Origin of the sequence: Aquimarina sp. MMG016 (assembly GCF_018100805.1) — a bacterium.
Taxonomy (GTDB): domain Bacteria; phylum Bacteroidota; class Bacteroidia; order Flavobacteriales; family Flavobacteriaceae; genus Aquimarina.
The window spans coordinates 1-12,925 of sequence record NZ_JAGJEA010000021.1 but is presented as its reverse complement, the minus strand read 5'-3'; the positions used below and the strand labels follow the sequence as shown (position 1 = coordinate 12,925).

Annotated in this window: 6 protein-coding genes; all 6 read left to right on the top strand. The window is 38.3% G+C overall.

Translation table 11 applies throughout. From position 1 onward, the window contains the following. Positions 1-1,896: gliding motility-associated C-terminal domain-containing protein (locus J8M14_RS22875; RefSeq protein WP_211077167.1), on the top strand; the 1,896-nt coding region annotated here is incomplete at its 5' end. 71 nt (positions 1,897-1,967) lie between these two features. After that, the gene (locus tag J8M14_RS22870) at positions 1,968-2,924 is read left to right on the top strand and encodes a type IX secretion system membrane protein PorP/SprF (protein ID WP_211077166.1); all 957 of its coding nucleotides are present in this window, start codon (positions 1,968-1,970) and stop codon (positions 2,922-2,924) included. 189 nt (positions 2,925-3,113) lie between these two features. Beyond that, complete coding sequence (locus J8M14_RS22865; protein ID WP_247672749.1) at positions 3,114-5,078, top strand: OmpA family protein; 1,965 nt, start codon at positions 3,114-3,116, stop codon at positions 5,076-5,078. Positions 5,079-5,508: 430 nt separating this feature from the next. Next, on the top strand, positions 5,509-6,324 hold the full coding sequence (locus tag J8M14_RS22860; protein ID WP_211077164.1) for a mechanosensitive ion channel domain-containing protein: 816 nt from the start codon (positions 5,509-5,511) through the stop codon (positions 6,322-6,324). Between the two features lie 581 nt (positions 6,325-6,905). Further along, entirely contained in the window at positions 6,906-7,160 is a 255-nt protein-coding gene (locus tag J8M14_RS22855) for an endonuclease domain-containing protein (RefSeq protein WP_348772868.1), read from the top strand. 1,262 nt (positions 7,161-8,422) lie between these two features. Then, positions 8,423-12,925, top strand: a 4,503-nt coding sequence (locus tag J8M14_RS22850) for a Calx-beta domain-containing protein (protein ID WP_211077163.1), incomplete at its 3' end; no start/stop codon positions are given.

Here is a 12,925-nt window from a genome sequence, read left to right as displayed (position 1 = left end):
GCATTGGATCAGGATGATCCTGATTTGACCAACAATGATCTTGAAGAAGAGATTATAGTGGGTAATGACGCAGATCTTGTGATTAGTAAAACGGTTAATAACAGTACTCCAAATGAAGGAGATACCATTAGCTATACAATTACGGTTACTAATAATGGAGCTGCACAGGCAACAGCATTGTTAGTGAACGATCTGCTACCAGCTGGAGTAACCTATGTTTCTGACACACCAAGTGTAGGAACTTATGATGATGCTACTGGAGATTGGGTGATTAACACACTTAATACAGGAGCAACAGCAATACTGACAATTACAGCTACTGTGGATTCAGGTACAAGTGGAACTACGATTAATAATGTGATCACTTTTGCTATGGATCAAACAGATCCTGATCTTACGAACAATGATCTTGAAGAAGAGATCAACGTTGTTGGAGAAATAGACCTTGTAGTTTCTAAATCAATTATAGAACCTGGACCTTATATATTAGGTGGAGTTTACACGTATAGTATTACTGTGGCAAACTCAGGTCCTGCACAGGCAACTAATGTTGCAATTACGGATCAATTACCAGCCGGTATTACATATGTATCGGATATTCCGGATCAAGGTACCTATAACATAGCAACAGGAGTATGGGATGTGGGTACAATACCCGCTGATGAACTTAGAATGCTTACCATTACATTCTCCGTAGATGCGGGAACCGCAAATGCCAGTATTACCAATGTAATTACGGATGTAATACTTGATCAAATAGATCTTAATGTTATTCCTGATGACTTGGATGAAACCATAAATATTGATGGAGATAATGATAATGATGGAGTATCTGATAGTGTAGATATTGATGATGATAATGATGGGATTCTTGATGTCATTGAGGGTACTGCAGATTCTGATGGGGATGGTATCCCGGATGTATTTGATCAGGATAGTGATAATGATGGAATTCCTGATAATGTTGAAGGACAGACTACAGATGGTTATATAACACCTACAGGTAATGATAGTGATGGTGATGGTTTGGATGATGCTTATGAAGGAACTGGAGATGAAGGAATCACACCTGAAGATACTGATGCAGATAATACTCCGGATTACCTGGATGATGACAGTGATAATGATGGTATTCCTGATGCTACTGAAGGATTTGATTATAACAATGATGGTGTGGTAGATACATTACCTATTGGAGAAGACGTAGATAACGATGGAATAGATGATGCCTATGATGGAGATACTACAGGATATGGAGACCCTAATGGTAATATTGTGGATATAGCTCCTGATACAGATTTAAATAACACAGATAATGATGGAGAGCCTGATTATCGTGATATTGATGATGACGGTGATGGAGTTGATACAGAGTTTGAACTAGACCCTAATGGAAATGGAGGAGATCCTGATGACACAGATAATGATGGTACTCCTGATTATTTAGATACTGACGATGATGGCGATAATATCCCAACCGTTGATGAGAGTCCTGACCCTAACGGAGATGGTAATCCTGATGATGCTGTGGATACTGATGGCAATGGTATTCCTGATTATTTAGAACCTAATGGTTCTGATCCGAATTCTGAAGATGGAATAGAAATCTATACCGGAATTTCACCAAACGGAGATGGCGTCAATGATGTATTTGTTATTCGAGGTCTAGAAAATGTAGAAAACACCCTGGAGATTTATAACAGATGGGGAGTTAAGGTATATGGTACTGATAATTATGGAAGAAATGATAATTTCTTTAGAGGTATTTCTAATGGTAGAGCTACTATAGAAGAAAAAGATGAATTACCTGTTGGTACCTATTTCTATGTGCTGGAATATGTTCTTGAAACAGGAGAACGCAAGAGTAGAGCAGGGTATCTTTATATTAACAGATAATCAATCGAAACTATATGACTCTGTTAGTATTGACTCACGGGGTTCAATAAAAAAATATTAAATTAGAGCGGATGAAAAAATTATATATAATAATAGCTACCACAGTATTGAGTTTTGTGTTTTACGATGGTAATGCGCAGCAAGACGCCCAATATACGCAGTATATGTATAATACCATTAGTGTAAATCCGGCTTATGCAGGGAGCCGGGGGGTGTTAAGTATTATGGGTTTACACCGCAGTCAGTGGGTCAATTTGGAAGGTGCACCAAGGACTCAAACCCTTACTATAAATACACCTTTGGGGCAAAACAATCGTGTGGGATTAGGATTATCTATAGTCAATGATGAGATAGGGCCTACGGATGAGACCTATTTTGATATTGATTTTTCATATACGATACCTACCTCAGAGGAAGGTAATTTACGATTTGGATTAAAAGCTGGTGCACATCTATTAAATATCGATTTGACTCGATTAAATCTGTTTAATCAAAATGATAATCTTTTTCAATTTAATGTAGATAATAAATTTAGCCCTCAAGTAGGATTTGGAGTATATTATAATACCAATAAATTTTATTTAGGATTAAGTGCTCCTAATTTATTAGAAACAGATCATTTTGATGAGAGTTCGACAAGTAGTGATAGTGATGCGATTAGTTTTCTGGCAGAAGAACGTATAAATTACTATCTTATATCAGGTTATGTGTTCGATATTAGTGATACGGTTAAGTTTAAACCGGCGGTATTGAGCAAGTTGGTATTTGGAGCCCCCTTACAGGTAGATGTATCCGCTAATTTTTTATTATACGATCGTTTATATCTTGGGTTAGCATATCGATGGAGTGCAGCAGTCAGCGCTTTGGCAGGTTTCCAGATATCAGATTCGCTGATGATTGGTTTTGCGTATGATAGAGAGACCACAGAACTAGGAAATACACAGTTTAATGACGGTAGTTATGAGGTGATGCTTCGCTTCGAACTCTTTAGAAAATATAATAGAATGATAACACCACGTTTCTTTTAAAAATATTCTTCAAAGCGCTGCTTTGAAGTTTCAACAACTGTCATTCCTGTGAACATTTCTACCGAAGCAAAAAGAGAAGGTAGAGACGGGAACCCAAAACGAAACGATAGATAAATAGAATAAAAATGTCATTTCCATAATCAGATTACGATCATTTTGGAAACCTAAATAAAAGGAAAGACTATGAATATGAACAAATACGTAATTATTATTTTAGTATCCACTATATTGTCTGGAACTGTTTCTGCACAGGAAAAACGTTTGGCTCGCGCAGATGAAGATTTTAATCGTTTTGCATTTGTAGATGCTCGTAAAATTTATCTCGAAGTAGCCGAGAGTGGATATTCATCTCCCGACTTATTCAAAAAATTAGCTGATTCTTATTATTTTAATTCAAAACTGGAAGAGGCAGTGCCTTGGTATGAAAAGCTGGTCACTAATTATGAAAGTGAAATAGAGCCTGAATATTTGTTTAGATACTCTCAGAGTTTAAAGAGCGTGGAACGCTATAATGATGCCGATAAGGCAATGGAGAAGTTTAATACCCTTTCAGGAAAAGATCAGCGGGCAGAGTATTTTATCAATACCCGTGATTATCTTAGGTTTATAGAGATGCAATCCGGTAAATTTAGATTATTGAAACTAAGTGTGAATTCTAAATTTTCAGACTATGCGCCAAGTTTTAACAATCAGGGACAATTGATTTTTGCCTCTGCACGAGGAGGAAGCGGATTTAGTAAGACGGTTCACGAATGGGATGAGATGCCTTTCTTAGATTTGTTTTCATCTAATATCCTCGAAGCAAATGGAATTCTGCAAACCCCCAAAAAGATAAAAGGAAAGATCAATACCCGTTTTCACGAATCTTCTACATCGTTCAGCCAGGATGGAAAAACAATGTATTTTACTAGAAATAACTATACCAAAAGAAAATTAAAAACAAATACAGAAGGTACCATATTGCTAAAACTGTATAGAGCTACGCTCGAAGGCGAAAAGTGGACAAATATAGAAGAATTACCTTTTAATAGTGACGAATATTCAGTAGCACATCCGGCGTTGAGTGCTGATGGTAAGAAATTATATTTTGCCAGTGATATGCCGGATAGTAGAGGGCTTTCTGATCTCTATGAGATCGATATTAATGAAGATGGTACTTTTGGCACCCCCAAAAACCTGGGTGATCGTATCAATACTGAAGGTAGAGAAACATTCCCATATGTTAGTAATTCCGGGCGTTTGTATTTTGCCAGTGATGGTCATATCGGTTTAGGAGGTTTGGATGTTTTTGTAGCGGTTCCCGAAGAGTTTGGTATGTTTTCAATACCTTATAACGTAGGTAAACCCGTGAATAGTCCTGAAGATGATTTTACATTTGTATTAAATGAAAGTACTAAAATAGGATACTTCTCTAGCAATCGAGCAGGAGGAAAGGGTAACGATGATATCTATAGTTTTAGACAAACAGGTGAGCTGATTACTACCTGTAAGCAATACATTACAGGAGTATTAACAGATGCTAATACTAAAGAAAAATTAACAAATGCCGAAGTCATTTTGATGGATGGTAATAATACAGAATTGCGACGAACAGTAACAGATGCCAGTGGTGCTTATAAATTTAAAGGTATTGATTGTGAGTCATCTTATGTGGTAAGAGGAACCAAAGAAGAATATGCTCCTACTGAAGCACCTTTAACTACTAATGCTGTTTTAGAATATTCAAATCAACTACCATTGCAGTTAAGCAAAGGTGGTCTTGCAGATACAGAAGTAAAACCAGGAGATGATCTGGCAAAATTATTACAGCTTCAGATCATATACTTTGATCTGGATAAATCTTTTATACGTTCTGATGCAGAAATAGAGTTGCAAAAAATTATAGCCACCCTAAAACAGAACCCAACCCTAAAGATTGATGTTCGATCCCATACCGATAGTCGAGCAGATGATAATTATAACATGTATCTAAGTGAGCGTCGCGCTAAGAGTACGATTAAATATATTGTAGAAAAAGGAGGAATCGACAAATCAAGGGTAACCGGAAGGGGGTATGGAGAGACGGCTTTGGTAAATTCCTGTACTAATGATGCAGATTGTAATGAGGAGCAACATCAACAAAACAGAAGAAGCGAGTTTATCGTGATTCAATAGTAAAATTTTTAAGTATAATTAGATAGTTATGAAAAAGAGTTTTTTCTCTTCCGTTTATGGAAGAGAATTTACTTTTATTAGTGAAACTCGGTTTTGAGAATCTGCCTCTGGCAGAGTACTCAAAATTATAAGTTGAACCTGCCTACCTGGTGGATGGCAGGCAGGCTAATCTCACTTTTCAGCGGGATCTTGGTTTAATACTTTTTGTTTAAATTTTTTATTTGATCTAAGAAATAATTAAGGACATTGTTAAAAAATTTCATCCAGATATTTTGTAGTAAAGAAATGAAGACAAAATATTTGTATACGAGTCCGGTAGAAATAGCGTTTTTAACAAACAACTCTGTTTTTAGTACTTCTCATAAGATTGAAGTATTTGAATTAATAGGTTTTAAGCACAATACATATAAAAATATATAATAATACACCAATGGACAAAGCACAAGAGTGGTTTAATTACGCAATAGAACTTGCCAAAGAATTTGGCCCTAAATTGATTACTGCAATCCTGATCTATATTATTGGATCTTGGATCATCAAAAAAATTGTTAGAGGAGCAGGGCATGTAATGTCCAAAAGCAAGTATGACCAATCCCTACAGCAATTCCTGTTAAACTTGGTGAATTGGGCACTTAAGATATTTCTGATTATTATAGTTATCTCCAGGTTAGGAGTTGATGTGACTACTTTTGCAGCCGTAATAGCGGCGGCAGGTCTGGCCGTTGGATTGGCACTACAGGGATCTTTGTCTAATTTTGCAGGAGGGGTATTAATTATGATTTTTAGACCATACAAGATCGGAGATGTAATAGAAGCTCAGGGAGTATTAGGAGCAGTAAAAGAAATTGATATTTTTAATACCAAGTTAACCACTCCAGAGAATAAATTAGCGATTGTACCTAATGGAGCCATGGCCAATGGAAATATTATTAATTATACAGCAGAAGGAAAAATGCGTGTAGACCTAACCATTGGGATTGGTTATGGTGAAGATATCAAAAAAGCGAAAGAAGTGTTGTTAGGAGTATTAACTGCTGATGATAAGGTGTTAAAAGATCCTGCTCCTTCTGTTAATGTAGAAGCCTTAGGGGAAAGTTCTGTGGATCTAGCCGTTAGACCCTTCTGTAAACCCGAACACTATTGGGATGTATATTTTGCCTCATTAGAAAATTGTAAACTAGCATTGGATAAAGCCGGTATCGAGATCCCATATCCACACTCAGTCGAGATTCAGAAAGAAGGATAAAATTCAGAACAGCTCCTCTCTTTAGAAAAGAGCTGAGCAAATAAAAAGAACTTTTGTAATCTCAGTAAAAGCTCCTCTCTTTGGTTAAAGGGAGCTTGCCTGCCAAAATAGGCAGGGTGGCTTTGTGTCTTCGAGAGAAAACATAAAGTCGGAGGGTTAGAAAAAAGTCTAAACTAAGCAGCCTGATTAAAACAAAGACCTCAGCATAAACATACGTATCTCCAATCCCTCTTTCTTCCGATTCCTACGTCATCGAAATTCATTCTCTCCTTTTTAAAGGGGAGAGCAGTTAAGTCAATTTTGTAATCTGCATAAGAGTAAAAAGCTCCTCCTTTTACCAAAGGGAGCCTGCCTGCCAAATAGGGTAGGGTGTCCCGAAGTACTTCGGGACGGAGGGTTCGAGCATACAACCGAATTTAAAATGAAATACCCATGGTTTACTATAAAATTCCTATTTTAATCTTCTAGTGAAAAAAAGACAAATCCATACCAGAAAAGAATTACAAGAATACAGAAGTGCACTTAGAAATAACCTTACACCCGCAGAAGCTTTTTTATGGAAATATCTCAAATCCAAATAAATTGAAGGCAGGAGATTTCAACGGCAGCATAGTATTGAGAGTTATATTGTAGATTTCTATTGTGCTTCCGAAAAGTTAATTATAGAGTTGGACGGAGAAGTGCACAATACACTCAATGCTATAGAAAAAGATAGTATCCGAACAGCCAGATTAGAAGAATTGGGTTTCACAGTAATAAGATTCGAAAATAAAATGGTATTTGATCACTTACCTTCGGTACTACAAGAAATAAAAGATCATTTTAGTTCCATATAAAAGCTCCTCCCTTAAATTTAAGGGAGCCTGCCTGCCAAAATAGGTAGGGTGGATTCAAGCTTTTATCAAAAGCTTGAAGACGGAGGGTTCGAACCCGGCTCAAGTTTTCAACTATGATTAAAACAAAGCAATAAGCCAGAGGGGTTGAATAAGTGTATAATCATAGCGAAAAAAAAGTTAAAAAACGAAAAAGATAGTTTACTGTTTTTACTGTTTTAAAGTATGATAATAACGTTTCTTTAACTTTTTGACAGTAAAAATTTCATAGATAAATCACCATTTTTGATTGTTTAAAAGTGTTAATTTTGTTTTTTTAAGAGAAAATTCTTACATGTTTTGTTAAACAAAACACAGGTTTTTAGAAAAGATGTTTTTGAAAAAAAACTGATATTCAAGTATTTGCAATTATTTCTTCAGATAAAATGTTTAAGTTTGTTTAACTTTAGAGAGGAAAGTAATGGTGCGTTTATTCGCTACGGTTTAACCATAATTAATATGTGGTATTTATGTATGTGATCAAAAAATATTTATGCCTATATTTATACTAGTGATTTATCAATACAATAGATAATTTTAGTTTTTCTTACCCCACAGTAAATTATCTATTACTAAATATTAGTTTCCAATACATATATTGGAGATATATCTTATTACCTTACAATATTTGATTTTAGTATTCTTATTTATTAAGATATATATAATGGATAAGGTCAAAACTAAAGATCATCATACAATAAAAAAATGCGAACAAAATAGAAAAAGAAAATAGATAAAAACAGCGCTACTATTTGTAAAACTTTGGCGAGCCAGCAACTGTAGTGCGTGAATAACGAAAAATCAGAACCAAATCGATCATTATGAGTAAACGATTACCTCTCGATGTATATGCTACATCAATACTATTTTGTATTCATAAAATAGGATACTACTTTTTACAATTATATCATAGACTAGGTCATAACCTGTCCTTAATTCTGAACTCCGAATCTCGAACTTCCAATTTCGGACTTGTGATTCAAAAACTCACCACGAGCAAAGCGAGTACCTTCACCACTTACAGCGAGCAAAGCGAACACCCAGACTTCGGTCTTCGGACTTCAAACCTCCGGCTTCATACTTTATACTCATTACTCACTACTAAAAAACTCACCACTCACAAACTCAAAAAGAGCAAAGCGAGTGTCCTCATATCTTACAATAAGCAAAGCGAACGCCCTCACAGCGAAGCGTCCTAATACACCTAATACCTAAAATCACCGACTATGAACAGAAATACTATATATACGATACTAACCACCGTGATGCTCCTATGGATAGGCAATACATCACTTTTTGCGCAAGCAACCGTATCCGATGTCGCCATAATCGAGGGAGACTCAGGAACTTCTAATGCAGTGGTAACAGTAACCTTACCTAGTGCAGCACCAGTGGGTGGAACCACAGTTTTGTATAATATCACAGCAAACACAGCAACTGAGGGTACAGATTACACTGTACCCGGGGATCGCATTGTGATTCCTCAGGGGAGCTCGACAGGTACCATTAGTATCCCTATTATTGGAGATACAACCACAGAGGATTTAGAAGATTTCTCTATTAGTGTTTCTACAGATCTGGCAAACGATGCAGGTTTTGATAATGCTGCTTCATTTTGGTCACCACTAACGGGGACAAATGTTTGTACCCCATCTGTACAAATAATCATAGGCACAGCCTATGTTTTTGAAACGAATCCTGAAACCACGTATGGAGGATCTGATGCTACAAATCAGGTTTTAGAAGTGGATTGTCAATCCCAGGGATTTCAAAACATTCCTACGGTTAATGGTGTCACATATACCGTAACATTTAAAGCATCCAGACGAACCGCAAATGGTGCGGGTCCCAATCCTTCTACTGTAACGGTATCCGCACTTAACGCAGGTACACTTGCAGTAGATGGTACAACCACGATACAAAGAACAAATACTTCGTTTAATTTATCTGAGAGTACATTCAATTTTACGGCAAGTTCAGCCAGTACTAGAATTGAATTTACTACAGCAAATAATCAAGGTCTTGGAATGATCTTCGATGATTTATCCATAGTACCACAAACCCCGGATGATACGGCAACTATTACTATTATAGATAGAATACCTGGTAATGTAGGTGCTAACTTAACCGTATGGCTAAAATCCAATGTTGATGTTTTGAATGGTAGTAGTACAGCAGCGGCAGATGGAGAAGCTGTATTGCAATGGAATGATCAAATTTCTGGAAATGAACTTACAAACGCAACTGCAGGGCAGCGTCCTGTGTTTGCAGAAAATGAAATGAATTTCTACCCCGGAGTAGATTTTGATGGTGCAGATGATCGACTATTAGATGGATCGGCATCGTATGGTACAATGGGAACAGGAGATAGAGAAGTATTTGCTGTTGCCAAAATGGGAACTACCTTAGATAATTTTGGAGCTGTAGTTTCTTTTGGTCGAAATACATCACAAATTAATAGGAGAGCCTTTGTAGGAATAATCGGTTCTGACGGTACCACGGCAAGTGCCAGACATTTATATAATGATATTCCAACATCAAATTACGTGCATAACCATACTTCCGATCCACAAACACCAACCATATACAACTATAGCAACGCTGATGGTGTAACAGTAGCCAATATGGAAATAACTGTTGATGGTGGTACCAGTACTTTTGCTTCTGTTAGCAATGGTGGTCAAATACCAAACATCACAAGCGGGGTTGAGGTGATGCTAGGTTCCGGTAGAGGAGACGATGCTACTCCAAGTGCTTTTTACGATGGGCTTGTATCAGAAGTGTTAATCTATGACAGACAATTATCCGCGTCAGAACGCCAGCAAGTGAATTCTTACCTTTCGCTTAAGTATGGGATCACCCTTAACAATGGAGCTACAGCATATCTGGCTTCAGATGGTACGACTCAAGTTTGGCCGGTAGATGTAACCTATGATAGTGATATTTTTGGTATTGCCAATGATGCTCCTTCTGCTTTAGACAATCAAATTTCGAAATCAATAAATACAGGAGCAGTATTAACGGTTTCTACGGATACCAATTTTACAGGAGCTAATGGTACCCATGTCTCTTTAACCAATGGCCAGTTTTTATTGGTGGGTAATGATGGGGGCGATGGTGCACCAGCAAGCGCCATTAATACAGACTTGGTAACCACTACCTATTATGAGCGATCTGCCAGAGAGTGGAAAGCAGTCAATACAGGTACGATAGCCGGCGCAGCCAACTTACAGTTCGATGGGTATGATGATACCTGGGTATTATTAACCAGAACTGCAGATGGGGATTTTAGTGCCACCACAGGAACTGCAGAAACAGCGTTGTCGGCAACAGGGACCGTAGCTTTAGCATTGCCTGGCACTACCTTTTTTACGCTGGCGCGAAAAGCAACCAGTATAGAGTTTGAAGTGGCCACGGCCAATGATGTAGAAGCTACAGGAGGCAATCTTCCAAATTTATTGATAGATGGAACATTACTTGAAGATACTAATATTGATATAGTACTAAATGCAGCAGGAACCGCTACTTTAGGAACTGATTATACCTTTGGAGGAAATACAGCAGCCTTACCACAAACGATAGCCGTAAGTATCCCAGCTGGGACTTATACAGCAGCTTCGCCTTTAGCACTCGCAGGATTAGATTTAGGTAAAGTCAATCAATTTGATGAAAGTTATCCGATAATCAGAAATGATGCAGCCGATGGGGGTTCTGTAATTAGTGAAACAGAAACCATTATTGCACCATTTACAGGCACTTATGAAGTAACCTATTCAGGAAAAACCTTTACCTCTAGTGCAGGAGGTACAGCAAATGGATTTGTACTAGTAGGTACTACATCGGGTGGAGCAGAAATTTTCACCGCTACAGGAGATAGAATTGATGCAGCAACCCCGTTAAAAAAATATACTTTTTCACTTACAGCAGGTACTCAGTATTTCATCACCTCAGTTGGGGGTGGTTCTTCTGTTATAGAAAATGTAACTACAGAACTTAATTTCCTGCCGGGTTCAGTAAGCTTTGCCATTACAGATGAGGCAATTGTAGAAGCAGATGAAACCATTGATCTTTCGTTATCCGATGCACAGCCTGGATTGGTGATTCAAGAAGTTACCGGAGGTGCATTAATTGATACGCATGTATATACAATTACGAATGATGATGCTTTAACAGTTGAATTCAATAATGCTACCTATACTTCTACCGATGAGACCGGAGTGATTACCTTAACCTTGGATGTATCCGGAGCCGAGATTACTTCTGCAGGAAGCATCCAGGTAGATGTTACTGGAGGAACTGCAACAGGAGGCGGAACTGATTATACCTTTACGGATCCAACAACAGTAACGATTCCAATAGGGGATTATACGACCCCGGGTACAGTAACTACCGATATCACGATCGTTGCCGATGCGATTGTAGAAGGAGACGAGACGATTCTATTAGGTTTGATCACCCCATCTACAGGTGTTACGGTAGGTACGCAAGCTACGGCTACGGCAACTATTACCGATGATGACGGATTAACAGTTGAATTTAACAACGCAACGTATACGTCGACCAACGAGACAGGAGTGATTACCTTAACATTGGATGTTTCCGGAGCAGAGATTACAACCGCAGGTAGCATCCAGGTAGATGTTACTGGAGGTACGGCTACGGGAGGAGGAACTGATTATACCTTTACCGATCCGACGACAGTAACCATTCCTATTGGAGATTATACAGGAGGAAGCACCGTAACCACCGATATCACGATTGTAACCGATGCTGTTATCGAAGGAGACGAGACCATTCTATTAGGCTTGATCACTCCTTCTACAGGCGTTACCGTAGGTACGCAAGCTACAGCTACCGCTACGATCACCGATGATGACGGATTAACAGTTGAATTCAATAACGCAACGTATACGTCGACCAATGAGACCGGAGTGATTACCTTAACGCTGGATATCTCCGGAGCCGAGATCACTACAGCAGGCAGCATCCAGGTAGATGTTACCGGAGGTACGGCCACGGGAGGTGGTACTGATTATACCTTTACCGATCCTACAACAGTAACCATTCCTATTGGAGATTATACGACCCCTGGCACCGTAACCACTGATATTACGATCATTACGGATGCTGTTATCGAAGGAGACGAGACCATTCTATTAGGCTTGATCACTCCTTCTACAGGCGTTACCGTAGGTACACAAGCTACGGCTACGGCAACTATTACCGATGATGACGGATTAACAGTTGAATTTAATAATGCTACCTATACGTCTACCAATGAGACCGGAGTGATTACCTTAACGCTGGATATCTCCGGAGCCGAGATCACTACAGCAGGCAACATCCAGGTAGATGTTACTGGAGGTACGGCTACAGGAGGCGGTACCGATTATACTTTTACCGATCCTACTACTGTGACTATTCCCATAGCGGATTATACAGGAGGAGGCACAGTAACCACAGATATTACTATTGTAACAGATGCTCTTATAGAAGGAGACGAAACAATTCTATTAGGCTTGATCACCCCTTCTACAGGTGTTACAGTAGGTACACAAAGTACAGCTACCGCCACGATCACTGATGATGACGGATTAACAGTTGAATTTAATAATGCAACCTATACTTCGACTAATGAGACCGGAGTGATTACCTTGACTTTGGATGTTTCAGGAGCCGAGATCACAACCGCAGGTAGCATCCAGGTAAATGTTACTGGAGGTACGGCT